13 protein-coding genes are annotated in these 17,901 nt (G+C 66.2%); 11 read left to right on the forward strand and 2 right to left on the reverse strand.

Annotation, left to right across the window (positions count from 1 at the left end; translation table 11 throughout):
• Positions 1–240: 240 nt before the first annotated feature.
• Positions 241–1,356 (reverse strand): ABC transporter substrate-binding protein, encoded by a 1,116-nt coding sequence (locus ACODS0_RS22690; RefSeq protein WP_436131467.1) that lies wholly within the window; start codon positions 1,354–1,356, stop codon positions 241–243.
• A gap of 183 nt (positions 1,357–1,539) precedes the next feature.
• On the opposite strand from ACODS0_RS22690, the gene uvrA reads away from it, so the two are divergent.
• The 6 genes from uvrA to ACODS0_RS22720 all read left to right on the forward strand — a co-directional run bounded on the left by uvrA (position 1,540) and on the right by ACODS0_RS22720 (position 11,963).
• Positions 1,540–7,413 (forward strand): excinuclease ABC subunit UvrA, encoded by a 5,874-nt coding sequence (gene uvrA / locus ACODS0_RS22695; protein WP_488837327.1) that lies wholly within the window; start codon positions 1,540–1,542, stop codon positions 7,411–7,413.
• A 194-nt stretch (positions 7,414–7,607) separates the two neighbouring features.
• A complete protein-coding gene (locus ACODS0_RS22700; RefSeq protein ID WP_055393055.1) occupies positions 7,608–8,114 on the forward strand; it encodes a hypothetical protein in 507 nt (168 codons plus the stop codon).
• A gap of 201 nt (positions 8,115–8,315) precedes the next feature.
• Positions 8,316–8,672 carry a hypothetical protein gene (locus ACODS0_RS22705; RefSeq protein ID WP_121421235.1) on the forward strand — a complete coding sequence of 119 codons (357 nt, stop codon included), beginning with the start codon at positions 8,316–8,318 and terminating at the stop codon, positions 8,670–8,672.
• Positions 8,673–8,850: 178 nt separating this feature from the next.
• Positions 8,851–9,282, forward strand: a complete 432-nt coding sequence (locus tag ACODS0_RS22710; protein ID WP_488837329.1) for an Lrp/AsnC family transcriptional regulator — start codon at positions 8,851–8,853, stop codon at positions 9,280–9,282.
• A 165-nt stretch (positions 9,283–9,447) separates the two neighbouring features.
• Positions 9,448–10,410 carry a Bug family tripartite tricarboxylate transporter substrate binding protein gene (locus ACODS0_RS22715; protein WP_121508494.1) on the forward strand — a complete coding sequence of 321 codons (963 nt, stop codon included), beginning with the start codon at positions 9,448–9,450 and terminating at the stop codon, positions 10,408–10,410.
• Positions 10,411–10,481: 71 nt separating this feature from the next.
• On the forward strand, positions 10,482–11,963 hold the full coding sequence (locus tag ACODS0_RS22720; RefSeq protein WP_488837331.1) for an NYN domain-containing protein: 1,482 nt from the start codon (positions 10,482–10,484) through the stop codon (positions 11,961–11,963).
• A 24-nt stretch (positions 11,964–11,987) separates the two neighbouring features.
• Here the strand turns inward: ACODS0_RS22720 and ACODS0_RS22725 are convergent, their stop codons facing one another.
• Positions 11,988–13,025: a PfkB family carbohydrate kinase gene (locus ACODS0_RS22725; RefSeq protein ID WP_488837333.1), complete on the reverse strand. Its 1,038-nt coding sequence runs from the start codon at positions 13,023–13,025 to the stop codon at positions 11,988–11,990.
• Between the two features lie 136 nt (positions 13,026–13,161).
• Between ACODS0_RS22725 and ACODS0_RS22730 the strand changes: the two genes are divergently transcribed.
• From ACODS0_RS22730 to ACODS0_RS22750, 5 genes are all read left to right on the forward strand, one after another.
• Positions 13,162–14,175 (forward strand): sugar ABC transporter substrate-binding protein, encoded by a 1,014-nt coding sequence (locus ACODS0_RS22730; protein WP_057270396.1) that lies wholly within the window; start codon positions 13,162–13,164, stop codon positions 14,173–14,175.
• A gap of 164 nt (positions 14,176–14,339) precedes the next feature.
• Positions 14,340–15,299, forward strand: a complete 960-nt coding sequence (locus ACODS0_RS22735; RefSeq protein WP_488837335.1) for an ABC transporter permease — start codon at positions 14,340–14,342, stop codon at positions 15,297–15,299.
• Between the two features lie 2 nt (positions 15,300–15,301).
• Positions 15,302–16,108, forward strand: a complete 807-nt coding sequence (locus tag ACODS0_RS22740) for an ATP-binding cassette domain-containing protein (protein ID WP_488837337.1) — start codon at positions 15,302–15,304, stop codon at positions 16,106–16,108.
• 9 nt (positions 16,109–16,117) lie between these two features.
• A complete protein-coding gene (locus tag ACODS0_RS22745; RefSeq protein WP_121421230.1) occupies positions 16,118–16,570 on the forward strand; it encodes an RbsD/FucU family protein in 453 nt (150 codons plus the stop codon).
• A 13-nt stretch (positions 16,571–16,583) separates the two neighbouring features.
• Positions 16,584–17,825 carry an ROK family transcriptional regulator gene (locus ACODS0_RS22750; protein WP_121421229.1) on the forward strand — a complete coding sequence of 414 codons (1,242 nt, stop codon included), beginning with the start codon at positions 16,584–16,586 and terminating at the stop codon, positions 17,823–17,825.
• Positions 17,826–17,901 lie beyond the last annotated feature (76 nt).

Raw genomic sequence — 17,901 nt, forward strand, 5'->3', positions numbered from 1 at the left:
TGCGCAACCTATGGCCATCCGGGAGATGGCTCCTAGGGACCCTCTGCACAAATCACCGCGCCGTGTGCATCTGCGGTCTCGGGCGGTCTGCGGCGTTGCAAAACCTCGCAATAGCTACGGCTATTGCTGCGTTTTGCGCCTTGCAGTCCATCCCGATCCGCAGCGCACACTTGCCGCTCGATTCGTGCAGAGGATCCCTAGAGCCTGTTTGCGATCCCCTGCGAGATCGTAAACAGGCTCTTAGCGACGGAACCTGCCGTCCGTACCGATGATGGAGAGGTCGGCAAAGTCCAGGCCCGTGTGGTCGTCTGGCCCGTAGCTCACCTCCAGTCCGCCCAGGTCGAATTTCTTGATGCCTTCCAGGGCCGCGTGGATCTTGTCGCGGCTGGGTTTGGGGCCGGCGCGCTTGAGCCCTTCCACCAGCACCTTGGCGGCTGCAAAACCTTCGAGCATGGCGGGGCTGATCTCCTGCAAGCCCTTGGCCCGGGCCAGCTCCTGGGCTTCCTTGACCATGGCGTAGGTCACCGCGCGCTCATTGGGGTACACCTGGGTCACGATCACGCCGCGCGCATTGTTGCCCAGGCTCTTGATGAAGCCGCCCGAGGCATTGTTGGACAGCGTCACGATCTGTGCGGCAGAGCCTGCGGCGCGCAGCGCATTGCTGCCATCGACCACGGCAGAGCCGGAGGCGATCATCAGCACGGCCTGGGTGTCTGCCTTGGCCACCTTGGCCGCAACTGGGGCGAAATCAGGCTTGGCACGGTCAAACTTCTCCAGCACCACGGGTGTGAGCTTGGCCGCCGCCAGGCCCTTTTGCGCCCCCGCCACGCCATCGGCACCAAAGCTGTCGTCGGCATACACCACGGCAATGCGGGTAATGCCCATGGAGGCCAGGTGGGTCATGGCCTTTTCTGCCTCGCGCTGGTAGGTGGCGCGCACGTTGAAGACGTATTTGCGCACGGGCTGGTGCAGCACCATGGCGCCCGTGGAAGGGCCTACCAGTGCCACGCCGTGCTTTTCCAGCAGGGGAACGATGGCCTCTGTGTGGGGCGTGCCGCGTGTGAGGAACAGCGCTGACACATTGTTTTCCTCGATCAGCTTGCGCGCGTTTTCTGCGGCCAGCTTGGGGTCGAACTTGTCGTCCAGCGAGGTCAGTTCGATTTTCTGGCCGTTGACGCCGCCCTTGGCGTTGACCGCATCGATATAGAGCAGGGCGCCGTCGGTGGTTTCCTTCACGCCTGCCGCCACCTGCCCGGAGAAGCCGGCGGTTTGCCCGATCAGGATCTGGGCATGGCCAGCGCCGCACAGCGCGGCGGCCAGAGCGACTGCGGCTCCCCATTGTGTCCATTTGTACATGGTCGTCTCCTTGGATTGTCGGGCTACTCTAGACAAATGTGCCCTGTTTGCGAACCGGCATAACCCGATGTTGTGACAGCACCTGTCAGCAGACCCGCAATCAAAGGGTATTGCGGCAAGGCCGGACGGGCGCCACTGCGGTGCCTAGAATGTTCCGCCTCACCCTCGAAAAAGACTGCCTCCATGACCCAGGGACTGATCCGTATCCGCGGCGCACGCCAGCACAACCTCAAGAACCTGGATCTGGACATCCGCACCGGCGAACTCACGGTGGTCACGGGGCCCAGCGGCTCGGGCAAATCCAGCCTGGTGTTTGACACGCTCTATGCCGAGGGCCAGCGCCGCTACGTGGAGACCTTCAGCGCCTACGCCCGCCAGTTCCTCGACCGCATGGACAAACCTGCCGTGGACAAGGTCGAGGGCGTGCCGCCGGCCATTGCCATCGACCAGACCAACCCCGTGCGCTCCAGCCGCTCCACCGTGGGCACGATGACGGAGCTGAACGACCACCTGAAGCTGCTGTTCGCCCGTGCGGGCCAGTTGTTCGACAAGCAGACGGCGCAGCCCGTGCGCCATGACTCGCCCGAGACCATCTACGCCGAGCTGGCCGCGCGCTGCGCTGCCGCCAGTGATCCCCGCATCGTGCTGACCTTCCCGGTCGAACTCCCCGCCAATACATCGGCCGAGCAGGTCGAGCAATGGCTGTCCGCCAGCGGCTTCACCAAGGTGCAGGCCGAGCGCGAGGTGGCCACGCCCACCGGCCCGCGCAAGGTGCTGGATGTGGTGGCCGACCGGTTCCGTCTGGGCAATGCCGAGAAGGTGCGGGTGATCGAGGCCATCGAGGTCGCGCTCAAGCGCGGCACGGGGCGCTTGAATGTCTATCGGCTCGTGGACGAGAGCGAACCAGAGCTGTGGAGGTTTTCGACGGGCCTGCACTGCCCCGACAGCGACCTGCGCTACAGCGACCCCATCCCGTCGGCCTTCTCGTTCAACTCGGCCGTGGGTGCGTGCGACAGCTGCCGGGGCTTTGGCCGCGTGATCGGCGTGGACTACGGCCTCGTCATTCCCAACGACAAGCTCACGCTGCGCGCGGGCGCCATCAAGACCATCCAGACCCCCGCGTGGAAAGAAGCGCAGGACGACCTCATGCGCCATGCCGAAACGGCTGGTATCCCGCGCGACACGCCCTGGTACAAGCTGACCGACGACCAGAAAAAGTGGGTGATCGGCGGCGCCCCCGGCTATAGGGACGGGCAGTGGAGCAAGCAGTGGTACGGCATCAAGCGCTTTTTTGAGTACCTGGAGAGCAAGGCCTACAAGATGCACATCCGCGTGCTCTTGTCCAAGTACCGCAGCTACACGCCATGCCCCACCTGCGCGGGTGCGCGGCTCAAGACCGAAAGCCTGCTCTGGCGCATCGGCCGCAAGGAGGATGCCGATGCGGTGCTGGAGCCTGGCAAACGCTTCATGCCCGAAGGCGTGCAATGGTCGCGCGAGCAACTGGAGGCCTTGCCCGGCCTGTGCCTGCACGATCTGATGCTGCTGCCCGTTGATCGACTGCGCCAGTTCTTTGATCGCATGCAGCTACCGGTGGGGGACGACGCCAAGGGCGGCGACGCGCAAGCGCTCAAGCTGCTGCACGAAGAAATCACCACCCGCCTCCGGTACCTGTGCGACGTGGGCATTGGCTACCTCACGCTCGACCGGCAAAGCCGCACACTGAGTGGCGGCGAGGTGCAGCGCATCAACCTCACCACGGCGCTGGGTACCAGCCTGGTCAACACTCTGTTTGTGCTGGACGAGCCCAGCATCGGCCTGCACCCGCGCGACATGCACCGCATCACCGAGGCCATGCTACGCCTGCGCGATGCGGGCAACACGCTGGTGGTGGTGGAGCACGACCCCGCCGTGATGCTGGCGGCTGACCGCATGATCGACATGGGCCCTGGCCCCGGCCGCTTGGGCGGGCAGATCGTGTTTGACGGCACCACGGCCGATTTGCGCAACGCCGACACGCTGACCGGCGCCTACCTGGGTGGGCGCAAGCACGTGGGTTTTGGCTTCAAGCGCATGGTCACCGAATCCACGCCGCGCCTCATCCTCGAAGGCGCGCGCGAGCACAACCTGCAGGATGTGACGGTGGAGTTCCCGCTGCAGCGCCTGGTCACCGTGACCGGCGTCAGTGGCTCGGGCAAGTCGAGCCTGATCCAGGACGTGCTGGCCCCCGCGCTGCTGCGCCACTTTGGCAAGGCCACCGACACGCCGGGCGCGCACGACCGCATGCTGGGCGCCGACCATCTGTCGGATGTTGTGTTTGTCGATCAATCCCCCATCGGAAAAACCGCTCGATCCAACCCCGTGAGCTACGTGGGCGCGTGGGACAGCATCCGCGAACTGTTTGCCGTGGCGCCGCTGTCGAAGCAGCGCAGCTACACGGCCAGCAAGTTCAGCTTCAACAGCGGCGATGGGCGCTGCCCGACCTGCGGCGGCTCGGGCTTTGAGCATGTGGAGATGCAGTTCCTGAGCGACGTATACCTGCGCTGCCCCGACTGCGATGGCAAGCGCTACCGGCCCGAGATCCTGGAGATCACCATCGAGCGTGGTGGTCGCACGATGAATGTGGCCGACGTGTTGGCTCTCACGGTGGCCGAGGCGGCCGACCTGTTTGCCAATGACCGTGATGTGATCCGCGCGCTGCAGCCCATCGTGGATGTAGGGCTCGAATACGTGGCGTTGGGCCAGCCCGTGCCGACCTTGTCAGGCGGCGAGGCGCAGCGCCTCAAGCTTGCAGGCTTTCTGGCGGAGGCTGCGCGCAGCGCATCCAAATCGCGCCAGTCCGTCGCCCGCAAAGGCACGCTGTTCTTGTTTGACGAGCCCACCACGGGCCTGCACTTTGACGACATTGCCAAGTTGATGCGCGCGCTGCGCAAGCTCATCGATGCGGGGCACTCGCTCATTGTCATCGAGCACAACCTGGACGTGATCCGCGCCAGCGACTGGCTCATCGACCTGGGCCCCGAAGGCGGCTACGCGGGCGGCCTCATCGTGGCCGAGGGCACGCCCGAGGACGTGCGTGCCCACGCCACCTCGCACACAGGCCAGGCGCTGCGCGACTACGAACTGGCGCTGGGCGTGGGCGGCCACTCGGTGCACGAAAAGGCTGCGGCGCTACGAAAATCAGAGCGCCTCGCGCATATGGATCAAACGCCAGCGGCCAAAAACGCTATACAAATCGTCAACGCCAAGGAGCACAACCTCAAGAACCTGAGCGTGGACATTCCGCGTGGCAAGTTCAACGTGGTGACGGGCGTGAGCGGCTCGGGCAAGTCCACGCTCGCGTTTGACATCCTGTTCAACGAAGGCCAGCGGCGTTACCTCGAATCGCTCAACGCCTATGCCCGCAGCATCGTGCAGCCAGCCGGTCGGCCCGAGGTGGATGCCGTGTACGGCATCCCGCCCACTGTCGCCATCGAGCAGCGCCTCTCGCGCGGCGGTCGCAAGTCCACCGTGGGCACCACCACCGAGGTGTGGCACTTTCTGCGCCTGCTGTACGTCAAGCTGGGCACCCAGCACTGCACCAAAGACGGCGCAGCCGTGCAGCCGCAAACGCCCGAGAGCATCGCCGCGCAGTTGCTCACGCAGTTCCGTGGCCAGCACATCGGACTGCTCGCGCCGCTGGTGATGAACCGCAAGGGCGTCTATACCGAGCTGGCCGACTGGGCGCGCCCGCGCGGCTTTACGCATCTGCGCGTGGATGGCAACTTCCTGCCCACCACCAACTTCCCGCGCATTGACCGCTTCAAGGAGCACACCATTGAGCTGCCTGTTGCCAGCCTGGATGTGTCGCCCGAGAACGAAGCCCAGCTCCGCAAGGCGCTGGCCGACGCGCTCACGCACGGCAAGGGCGTGGTGCATGTGCTGAGCAGCATCGACACGCTGGCTGCGGCCATGGAGGGCGGCTTGCCCACGGCCGGTATTGGCCATCTGCAAGCCTTTTCGACCAAGCGTGCCTGCCCGGTGTGCGCCACCAGCTATGCCGAGCTGGACCCGCGCCTGTTCTCGTACAACAGCAAGCATGGCTGGTGCCCCGACTGCGTGGGCACCGGCGTCAAGCTCACCAAAGACCAGCGCAAGGTGTTCGACGACTCGGTACAAGACGACAAGGAAAAGGGCCGCGAGCAGACCTTTGCCGAGCCCGAGGTGGAAGATTTGCAGGACACCGCTTGCCCCACATGCCACGGCACGCGTCTGAACGCCACGGCCCGCGCTGTCAAGTTCGCAGGCGTGGGCATCACCGACATCGCCGCGCTGTCGGTGACGGATGTGCGCCGCTGGATCGAGACCCTGCGCATCGAAGGCGGCATGACCCAACGCGAAGGCGACATCGCCCGTGACTTGGTGCCCGAGATCCAGAGCCGCCTTGAGTTCCTCGAAGAAGTGGGCCTGGGCTACCTTACGCTCGACCGGGGCGCGCCCACGCTCAGCGGTGGCGAGGCCCAGCGCATCCGCCTGGCCGCGCAGCTGGGCAGCAACCTGCAGGGCGTGTGCTACGTGCTCGACGAGCCCACCATCGGCCTGCATGCGCGCGACAACCAGATCCTGCTCAACGCCCTGCACAAGCTGGGTGACAAGGGCAACACGCTGGTGGTGGTGGAGCACGACGAAGACACCATCCGCCGCGCCGACCACATCATCGACATTGGCCCCAGCGCGGGCAAACGCGGCGGGCGCCTGGTGGCGCAGGGCAGCGTGGCCGACATCACGGGCGCCGAAGATTCGCAAACCGGCCGTTACCTGCTGCACGCCATGAAGCATCCGCTGCAGCTGCGCCGCAGCATGTCGGCCAGCAAGGTCAGTGCCGAGGCCACGGCCGCCTTTGCCCGTGCCGAAGCTGCGGCGCCTACCGGTCGGCAGAGTGCGGCCGTCAAGAAGCGTGCGGCGCAGGCTGCATCGCTGGCCGCTGACGCCCTCAATGAAGCCAAGGAGCGCGCTGCCATGCGCTGGCTCACCGTGCATGGCGCGCAGTTGCACAACTTGCAGAACGTGACGGCCACCGTGCCACTGCACCGCCTGGTGGCAGTGACGGGCGTGAGCGGATCGGGCAAGTCCACCCTGGCGCGCGATGTGCTGCTGGCCAATGTGCAGGCCTGGGTGCAGCAGCGCAGTACCAAGGCCGGGCGCGATGCCATGGACGCGGGCAAGGCGCCGCCACTGGTCGGTTGCACCGGCCTGTCGGGCTTTGAGAGCATCGACCGCGTGCTCGAAGTAGACCAGACACCCATCGGCAAGACGCCGCGTTCATGTCCAGCTACCTACATCGGCTTCTGGGACACCATCCGCAAGCTGTTTGCCGAAACGCTGGAGGCCAAGGCACGCGGCTATGCCGCCGGGCGCTTCAGCTTCAACACCGGCGAAGGCCGCTGCCCCAGCTGTGAAGGTGCAGGTGTGCGCACCATCGAGATGAGCTTCTTGCCCGATGTGAAGGTGCCCTGCGAAACCTGCCACGGCGCGCGCTTCAACCCCGAAACGCTGGCCGTGACCTGGCGCGGCAAGAGCATTGGCGATGTGCTGCAGATGGAAGTGGACGAGGCCGTGGGCTTCTTCGCCACCATGCCCAGCATTGCGCACCCGCTGCAGCTCTTGCAGGACGTGGGCCTGGGCTACCTCACGCTGGGCCAACCGTCGCCGACCTTGAGCGGTGGCGAGGCGCAGCGCATCAAGCTCGTCACCGAACTCACCAAGGTGCGCGACGAGGTGGGCCGCCGAGGCCAGAAGGCGCCGCACACGCTGTATGTGCTGGACGAGCCCACCGTGGGCCTGCACATGGCTGATGTGGACAAGCTCATCCGCGTGCTGCACCGCCTGGTCGATGGTGGCCACAGCGTGATCGTGATCGAGCACGACCTGGATGTGATCGCCGAGGCTGACTGGATCCTGGACCTGGGCCCTGAAGGTGGCAACGCAGGCGGGCGCATCGTGGCAGCCGCTACGCCCGAGGATGTGGTGGCGGCGGGCACACATACTGGAAAGGCGCTGGCGGCGGTGCTGGCGCGCTGAGATACGTGAGCGGTGCGGGCGGCAGGGGCAGGGTGGCGCCATGCCAGCCATTGGTTTGGCGCACACCCCTGTCGGCACATGTCCTACGCACAACGCGGAACATGGCGCACGCGCTGCGCGGGGTGGGCTTCCTACGATGGGTTGCAGGGGATCGGCTCCCCACCTTCCATCCACATCTACGGACGCCCATCACCATGAACGCTTTTCATTTCCTCAAGACCTGTACTGCCCTTGCGGCTGCTTCTGTGCTGCTGGTCGCCTGCGGCGGCGGCAATGACGATGACCCAACACCCAGCAACGAACCCGGTGTGCTGACCGTGACCAGCGCTACGGTGGACGGTCTTAACGGTGTGTACGGCAACGGCACGTTGAACCTCACCGGCGTGGACAAGGAAAACCCCATCGGCTCGGTGCCCGAATTGTGTGCTTTCCGCTTTGACGGGGCCAACAAGGTGGGTTCTTCGGCCACCGCCTTTGGCGACATCCGTTATCGCCCCGATGCGACGGGCCTGCACCAGGTCTTCCTGACCTTTGATGGCAAGGAATACGCCAGCGGCGAGCCGACTGACACGGCGGTGGTACGCGAGAGCGACCAGGTGCGCTTCAGCGGAAAAACGCTGACAGCCACGGATGGCTCGAACGCCACCTTGCGCGTCACCGGCATCGTGCCCATGCGCCCGAACCGGCCGTTGGGCTGCTGATCCGGCGGCAGTTTCATTCCCTCTTTACTTGTCTCCCTCCCCGGTCCCTTCGACCGGTTTGGCCCCCGCTGTGATCGCAGCGGGGGCTTTTTTGTTGGGGCCTGCGGTCGTGCAGCCAGTCGCGCGGCGGTAATAGGGCCGCACAATGCACCGTGGAGCGCGGGGGCATTTGCCGCTCGCGCATGTTCCCTTTGCACCCCCATGCCCGAACAACTGCCTGCTCACCCCACCGTGGTGTGGTTGCATCCCGCAGCACCCGCCAAGCCCGCAGAAGGCGCACCCTGCAACGGCTGTGGGCTGTGCTGCCTGGCGGAGCCCTGCCCGCTGGGGATGCTGGTGTCACGGCGCCGCAAGGGGGCCTGCACGGCCCTGCGCTGGAGCGATGCCGACCAGCGCTATTGGTGTGGCATGGTGGCCGACCCCGGTGGTGTCACCGGCCTGTCCCATCCCTGGGCTGTGCGCGCACTGTCTGCGCTGGCCCGGCGCTGGATTGCATCGGGCGTGGGTTGCGATGCGCGGCTGGATGCGCAGGCCCCGCATCCCACGGATTCGTTGTGATGCAGGTGCTATGATTTTGATAGCGTTTGATGCTTTCTAGACGGGCGCTGCCGGCCTTCCTGATCCAGATTCAGCGTGAGAAGTCGTCCGCGTTGCGCCGGGCGGAAGAAATGCCCGTGCCAGCTTGCAGGGCCACAATGCACAGAAAATTGCCGAACTGCCAGCTATAGAGCCTGCCATGACCAAACTGGACGACACCGACCGCGAAATCCTCAGCATCCTGCGCGCCGACGCGCGCACCCCCGTGGCCACGCTGGCGCAGAAGCTGCGTGTATCGCGCGGCACCGTTCAGAACCGCTTGCACAAGATGGAGGAGCGCGGTGTCATCGTCGGCTATACCGTGCGGCTGCGGCCCGATTCGGAGCCCCAGCGCATCCGTGCGTGGATGAGCATCGCGGTCGAGGGCAATGCGGCGCCCGCTGTCATCCATGCGCTGCGCGGTGAGCCCACGGTGGGCACCCTGCACACCACCAACGGCCGCTGGGACATCGTGGCCGAGGTGCGCGCCGAAAGCCTGGAGGCATTCGATGCGGCGCTGGGCCGCATCCGCCTCACGCCGGGCATTGCCAACACGGAAACCAGCCTGCTGCTGTCCACGTACAAAGTGTGACAAACGCCTGCGGTGTTGCGCGCTACCGGCGCGTTGCGGGAACCATCCTGCCCCAGCCGCGCTGCCGCCTTGGTGACAGAGGCTAGGGGGTTTCCTGCATGCCCCGCGCGAGGGGCTGCAGTCCAATGAGCGAATCTTTTGTCTTTCGTTTTGAGGAGCCTCGCCATGCAACGTCGCCAGATCATCCAATGGGGAGCCGCCAGCCTCGCCGCCCCCGCGTTCCTGGCGCAGGCCCAGAGCTTTCCCAACAAACCCATCAAGCTGATCATCGCCTTCCCGGCGGGCGGCCCCACCGACATCACCATGCGCGCGTTGGCCGACAACGCCAGCAAGATCCTCGGGCAGACCGTCATTGTCGAAAACAAGCCCGGCGCGGGCGGCACCTTGCCTGCGCAGGCGCTGCAAACCGTGCCTGCCGACGGCTACACGGTGGCGCAGATTCCGCTGGGCGTGTTCCGCCTGCCCTACACCACCAAGATCAACTGGGACCCGGTCAAAGACATCAGCTACGTGCTCAACGTCACCGGCTACGCGTTTGGCCTGGTTGTGCCCGCTGACTCGCCCCTCAAGACCTGGACGCACTTCGTGGCCTGGGCCAAGGCCAACCCCGGCAAGCTCAGCTACGGCTCCACCGGCACCATGACCAGCCCGCACCTGACCATGGAGCTCATCGCCCAGCAGCTGGGCTTGGAGTTGCTCCATGTGCCCTACAAGGGCAGCGCCGACCTCATGCAGTCCATCCTGGGCGGGCAGATCATGGCGGCGGCCGACTCCACCGGTTTTGCACCGCAGGTCGAGGCCGGCAAGCTGCGCGTGCTCAACACCTGGGGTGCCGAGCGCCTGGCCAAGTTCCCCGATGCGCCCACGCTCAAGGAGCTGGGGCTGAACCTGGTGCAGAACTCGCCCTTTGGCATCGGTGCGCCCAAGGGCACGCCCGATGCGGTGGTCAAGCGCCTGCACGATGCCTTCAAGCAGGCCATGGAGCAGGAGAGCTATCGCACGGCCCTGGCGCGCTATGACATGGTGCCGATGTACATGAGCACGGCGGCGTACAAGAAGTTTGCGCAGGACACGTTCACGCGCGAGAAGGCGCTGGTAGAGAAACTGGGCTTGGCCAAACCCACCTGAGGCCATCCCTTCGGAGGGCGCAATGCGTTCCGTGTGATGATCCGCAGCATTGAACGGAACTCACACACGATATGGCATCCCCCTCCGACAGCATCAGCATGGCCCTGTTCTGCGACTTTGAAAACGTCGCCCTGGGCGTGCGCGATGCGCAGTACGAAAAGTTCGACATCAAGCCCATCCTGGAGCGCCTGCTGCTCAAGGGCTCCATCGTGGTCAAGAAGGCCTATTGCGACTGGGAGCGCTACAAGGGCTTCAAGGCCACCATGCACGAGGCGAATTTCGAGCTGATCGAAATCCCCCATGTGCGCCAGTCCGGCAAAAATTCGGCCGACATCCGCCTGGTGGTGGACGCGCTGGACCTCTGCTACACCAAGTCGCACGTCAACACCTTCGTCATCATCAGCGGCGACTCGGACTTCTCGCCGCTGGTGTCCAAGCTGCGCGAGAACAACAAGCAGGTGATCGGTGTGGGCGTGAAGCAGTCCACGTCGGACCTGCTCATCGCCAACTGCGACGAGTTCATCTTTTACGACGACCTGGTCCGCGAGAACCAGCGTGCGCAGGCCCGCCGCCAGGCCCCAGGCAGCAACCCACCGCCCGCGCCCCGCCGCAGCCCCGAGGAGGAGCGCAGCCGCAAGGAAAGCCAGGACGCGCGCCGGACCCAGGGCGTGGAGCTGGCGGCCGAGACGTTTGAAGCCCTGCTGTCCGAGCGCGGCGACACCGGCAAGATCTGGGCCTCGGTGCTCAAGGAGGCCATCAAGCGCCGCAAGCCCGATTTCAGCGAAGGCCGGTATGGCTTCCGCACCTTTGGCAACCTGCTGGAGGAAGCGCAGGCGCGCGGGCTGCTGGAGTTTGGGCGCGATGAAAAGTCGGGCGCGTATGTGTACCGCAGCCATGGTGGGCCGAGCGCCGCCGCCGCGCCCGCGCGGCCTGAAGGAGCCGGTGAGCGAGCCAGCCAGGGCGGCGCCACGCGGCACGACTTCCATGCGGTGGCGACGGCGCCTGACCTGCGTTCGGACGGCGGCGAAGAGCAGGGCCCATCGGGCCGCAGCCGAGGGCGTCGCGGTGAGGGCCCGGACCGGGCAGACACGCGCTCCCCGCAGCGCCACGAACACCTTGAGGCCGAACAGGCTGATACCCCTGCAGAGCGTCCGGCCAGCCGCTACTTCAGCCAGTCCGTTGCCCCCGAGGCTGCGCCGCCAGAGCCGGTGATCGACTCCACCCCGCTGCAAGAAATGCGCTCCGAAGTGGAAGAGGGTGCGGACACGCCGGAAGGCGGTGCATCCACCGAGGACGATGGCCCCGAAGCCGTCACCCCTCGCCGCAGCCGCGCGCGCAGTGGAGACGGCGCAAAGCCCGGGGCCAGCCCCCGCAAGGCCGCCACGCCCCTTGCGCGCAGCGCGCGTGCTGGAGGGAGGGAGGTAAGTGCCGAGTCCTCTACTGCCGCTCCCGAGGCCTCCGCCGCCGAGGCAGAAGGCGCCACACCCGCCAAGGCACCCGCTGCCCGTCCTCGCAGCCGAGCCCGTAAACCGGCAGCCAAGCCGGCTGAGTAAGGGATATCGGCCCGCTGCGGTCGCTCAGCGCCGCAACGCCAGCCTTTCGCGCACTTCCTCGTAACGCGGCGGCGTGCAGCCCGCGCGCTCCACGCAGTGGCCGGCACTGGCCAGCGCGTGGAGCAGCATGGCGCGCAACCGGGCTTCGGTGACCGGAGCCGTCAAGCCCTCCGCACCACGGGCCCGCGCTTCCTCCCCACGCTCAGGCCCTGCCAGCCAGGCGGTGATCAAACCCGCCAGAAAACAGTCGCCTGCGCCCACGGTGTCCACCACCGTGATCGGCGCTTCTTCGCGCGCATGCACGGCCAGGCCGTCGCGCTGCAGCAGCCAGGCACCTTCCGGCCCCAGCGTGAGCGCGAGCCATTGGGCCTGTGTTTGCTGCTGCAGATAGCGGGCGCGCTCCAATGCGTTGGCGCCCGGAACGGCCAGCGCCTCCAGGTCATCGTCGCTCACCTTGATAAGGTGGGCGTGCTGCAGGGCGGCCATCACATTGGCGCGGTAGGCCTCCGCATCGTCCACGGCCGACAGGCGCAGGTTGGCGTCCACCACCACCATGCGGCCCGCAGCGCGTTGCGCCGCCAGCCAGGGCTGGTAAACGGCAGCGTCCTGTGCCACCAGCGCCAGGCAGCCCGTGGCCACTACTTGCAGCTCTGGCAATACGGCGCAAGCAGCCGTCAGCGCGGCGGCCGTCACCTGGCGGTCGGCCACGCCGTCGCGGTAGAAGCTGTAGCTGGCCTTGCCCTCGGCATCCAGTGCGGCCAGCGCCAGCGCGCTGGGCGCACGCACCGGCGTGGGCGCTGCCAGGGCCACGCCCGCATCGTGCAGGCCGCGCGCCAGTTGTCGCCCCAGCATGTCGCCCGACAGCGGGTTGAGGTACAGCGTGCCCACGCCCTGCAGGCCCAGCGCGCGGGTGAGGTTGTAGACCGCGCCGCCCGCGCAGGGCTTGAGGCGGCCATCGGGCTCTTCGATCAGGTCAAACAAGGCCTCGCCCGCCGTGGCCACGCGCAGCGGCGGTGCGGTGTGGGCGGGGCTGGAGTCGGGGGACTGGATAGGGAAAACCATAAGTAAATCCACTTGATTTATTAACTCGTCGGCCACTATAGTTCGATCCCATCCACCCGACAAGAGTGGTTCACCTGCCAGCCGCGCAGCACGGGGCCGACAGGAATCTGCCATCCCAACACCCGGAGACAACACCATGCAACGCACCCCCGCCTTTGCGCTTTCTGCCCTTGCCCTCACCGGCGCCCTGGCCTGTGGCCTGGCCCAGGCGCAGACATCCGAGCCCGTCATCGGCCTCATCACCAAGACCGAGACCAACCCCTTCTTCGTGAAGATGAAAGAGGGCGCCACGGCCGAGGCCAAGAAGCTGGGTGCCAAGCTGGTGTCGGCCGCAGGCAAGACCGATGGCGACAACGCGGGCCAGGTCACGGCCATGGAGAACCTGATCGCCGCCGGTGCCAAGACCATCCTCATCACCCCCAGCGACGCCAAGGCCATCGTGCCCGCGATCAAGAAGGCGCAGGCGCGCGGCGTGATGGTGATTGCGCTCGACAGTCCCACCGAGCCCATGGATGCGACCGACGCGCTGTTTGCCACCGACAACTACAAGGCCGGCGAGCTGATCGGCCAGTACGCCAAGGCCGCCGCTGCAGGCAAGAAGCCCGTGATTGCTACGCTGGACCTGTTCCCCGGCCACCCGGTGGGCGCGCAGCGGCACAACGGTTTCCTGAAGGGCTTTGGCCTGCAGGCCAACGATGCCAAGAGCAATGAGCTGTCGCGCCCCGCCGAAGTGGTCTGCATGGCCGACAGCTTTGGCGACCGCGCCAAGGGCCAGACCGGCATGGAAAACTGCCTGCAGAAGAACCCTGACATCAACATCGTCTACACCATCAACGAGCCCGCTGCCGCCGGTGCCTACAACGCGCTCAAGGCCGCAGGCAAGGAGAAGAACGTGCTCGTCGTCTCAGTGGACGGTGGCTGTGCGGGCATTGCCGACGTGGGCAAGGGTGTGATCGCCGCCACCAGCCAGCAGTACCCACTGCGCATGGCCGCCATGGGCGTGGCGGCAGGCGTGGAATACGCCAAGACCGGCAAGAAGGTCAGCGGCTACACCGACACCGGCGTGACGCTGATCGCTGCCAAGCCCATGGCGGGCGTGGACAGCAAGGATGTGAAGACTGGCACCGACCTGTGCTGGGGCGCCAAGTAAGAGCCGTTCTCAAAACTCTTCTGGCGTCGTTGCTGCGTCTTGTCGTACTACCGTACTGCCTGCGACGCAGCGCCTAGCCAGAACCGCTTCGCTGAGTTTTGCGAGCAGCTCTGAAAAAACGCCTTCTCTCTGAGAGTCACCTCATCCACCCGCACGGAGCCGCCATGTCCTCGACCGCTTCCAAACTACCGCCGCTGGCCACGCTGGGGCCGTTCATCGCGCTGATCCTGGCGTGCGCCTTTTTTGCCACGCAGAGCGAGCGCTTCCTGTCGGCGCAGAACTTCGCGCTCATCCTGCAGCAGGTCATGGTGGTGGCGGTCATCGCCATTGGCCAGACGCTGGTGATCCTCACCGCAGGCATCGATTTGTCGTGTGGCATGGTCATGGCGCTGGGCGGCATTGTGATGACCAAGATGGCGACGGACTACGGCCTTTCGGCCCCCGTGGCGATTGCCTGCGGCATGGCGGTGACCATGCTGTTCGGCCTGATCAACGGCCTGCTGGTCACCAAGATCAAGCTGCCGCCCTTCATCGTCACGCTGGGCACGCTCAACATCGCGTTTGCCGCCACGCAGCTGTACTCGGGCGCGCAGACCATCACCGACATCCCCGCTGGCATGACCGCACTGGGCAACACCTTCCAGCTGGGGCAGACCGCTATCGTCTGGGGCGCGGTGCTCATGCTGGTGCTGTACCTCGTCACCTGGTTTGCGCTGCGCGAAACCGCGCCGGGCCGCCATGTGTACGCCGTGGGCAACAGCCCCGAAGCCACACGCCTCACCGGCATTGCCACCGACAAGGTGCTGCTGGGCGTGTATGTGCTGGCCGGCCTGTTCTACGGCATCGCATCGGTACTGTCGGTGGCCCGCACCGGCGCGGGTGACCCGAATGCGGGTCAGACCGAGAACCTCGACGCCATCAGCGCCGTGGTGCTGGGCGGCACCAGCCTGTTTGGCGGGCGCGGCATGATTTTGGGCACGCTGGTGGGGGCGCTGATTGTGGGCGTGTTCCGCAACGGGCTCACGCTGATGGGCGTGTCGTCGGTCTACCAAATTCTGGTCACCGGCATCCTCGTGATCCTGGCCGTGGCCACTGACCAACTCTCGCGCAAAGGAGTGCGTTGATCATGGCCAACTCCACAAACACAACGAACGCCCCGCTGGTCATGCAGGCCAAGGGCCTGGTCAAGCGCTACGGGCAGGTCACTGCGCTGGATGGCGCTGACTTTGAACTGCGCGCAGGCGAGATCCTTGCCGTGATCGGCGACAACGGTGCGGGCAAGTCGAGCCTGATCAAGGCGCTGTCCGGCGCCACCGTGCCGGACGAAGGCGAAATCCTGCTCGACGGCCAGCGCATCCAGTTCAAGAGCCCCATCGACGCACGCCGCGCGGGCATCGAAACCGTGTACCAAGACCTGGCCGTGGCCCCGGCCATGACGATTGCCGAGAACCTGTTTCTGGGTCGCGAACTGCGCCGCCCCGGACTGCTGGGCAGCGCGCTGCGCATGCTCGACAAGAAAAAGATGCTCGAAGAAAGCGTGGCCCGCATGGCCGAGCTCAAGGTCGGCATCCGCTCCATGACGCAGGCGGTGGAGACGCTCTCGGGCGGCCAGCGCCAGTGCGTGGCCGTGGCGCGCGCCGCAGCGTTTGCGCGCCATGTCGTCATCATGGACGAGCCCACGGCCGCCCTGGGCGTGAAGGAGGGCAACATGGTGCTGGAGCTGATCCGCCGCGTGCGCGACAAAGGTCTGCCCGTCATTCTCATCAGCCACAACATGCCCCATGTGTTCGAGATTGCCGACCGCATCCACATCGCCCGTTTGGGCAAGCGCGCCGCCGTCGTCAACCCCAAGAAGATCAGCATGAGCGACACCGTGGCTGTGATGACAGGGGCCATGGCCGCGTCTGACCTGCCCGCTGAATGCCTTGCCTGAAACGCCCCCATGCTGAAGAACATTGATCCCCTGCTGACCCCCGACCTGCTCAAGGTGCTGGCCGAGATGGGCCACGACGACGCCATCGTGCTGGCCGACGCCAACTTCACCGCCATGAGCCTGGGCGCGGGCAAGCCTGTGCTGCGCCTGCCCGGCATTGGCATGGCACGCGCCGTGCAGGCCGTGGCCAGCGTGCTGCCATTGGCGCAAGACGTGCCGCACCCCGTGGCCTACATGCAGGTGGGCGGCACCGAGGTGCCTTACCGATCGGCCCTGCAGCGCGAAACCATGGCCGTACTGGCACGCGAGGGCGTGGCCAGCGCGCAGGCCGAAGGCGTGGAGCGTTTTGCGTTCTACGAGCGCGTCAAAAAGGCCTATGCCATCGTGGTGACGGGCGAGCTGCAGCCCTGGGGCAACTTCCTGCTGCGCAAGGGCGTCATCGGCGACACTCTGAACGCCTGATCGTTTCATCACCATGCTGGACACCGACGCATCCCTACCCGCCGTTGACAACGCTGCCGCCAGCCCCGCGCTGCTGCGCCAGCGCGGCTCCAACCACGTGGGGCTGCGCCAGTTCAACGAGCGCGTGGTACTGCAGGCGCTGCGCACCCACGGCAGCCTGGCCAAGGCTGAGATGGCGCGGGTCACGGGCCTCACGGCGCAGACCATCGGTTTGATCACCGCCCGGCTCGACGAAGACCAGTTGCTGCGCCGCGAAGCCCCCGTGCGCGGCCGCGTGGGCCAGCCTTCGGTGCCCATTGGTCTCAACCCCGACGGCGCCTTTGCCATCGGCATCAAGATCGGCCGCCGCAGTGCCGACTGGCTGCTGGTGGACTTCACCGGCCATGTGCGCGAGCGCATCGTGCTCGACTACGCCTTCCCTGACATCGACGTGCTGTTGCCCGCCATCCGCACGCACCTGAACCAGCTGCTCGACGGCCTGGGTCCGCTGCGCTCGCGCGTGGTGGGCGTGGGCGTGGCAGCGCCGTTCCAGCTCGGCGGCTGGCACCGCATGCTGGGGCTCACCGAGGCGCAGTCGGAAGCCTGGAATAACATCGACTTGGCCGAGCAGGTGCAGCAGATGACCGAGCTGCCCGTGAGCTTTGCCAAGGACACCTCCGCCGCCTGCGTGGCCGAGCTGCTGCAGGGGCGCGGGCGCGACATCCCGAGTTTTCTGTACCTGTTCATGGACACCTTTGTGGGCGGCGGGCTGGTCATCAATTCGCACCTGCATCGCGGTCTGCATGGCAACGCGGGTGCGGTGGCCTCGCTGCCGCTGTCACCCGCCCAGCCGGGCCAGGCCCCCGCACAGCTCATCAGCCAGGCATCGCTGTGGGAGCTGGAGCAGCGCTTTCGGGAACACGGCCTCGACCCCATGGCCGCCTACGACAAACGCGTTCTGCAGGCCCCGTGGCTGGAACACAGCCGGGGCTGGATTGCGCGCGCTGCGGCGGGCCTGGCGCATTGCATCGTCTCGGCCACCGCGTTTTTGGACCTGGATGCCGTGGTGGTCGATGGCGCCGCAGCCCCCGAGCTGCTGCAGGCACTGTGCGAGAGTGCCCGCCACGCGCTGGCCGACTACAACTGGGAAGGCCTGCACCAGCCCCCCCGGCTGGAGCTGGGCACCATGGGCTCGGACGCCCGCGCGCTGGGCGGGGCGCTGCTGCCCTTGCACGCCTGCTTTGCGCCGGATACGGACATCTTCCTCAAGGCCTGAGAAGGGCGTGGGCTTGTGAAGTTTTGCTATTAAAAATATAGCTATATGCGCACATCCATCAAGCGCTAGGCCGTAT

Source organism: Acidovorax sp. FG60, assembly GCF_057808995.1.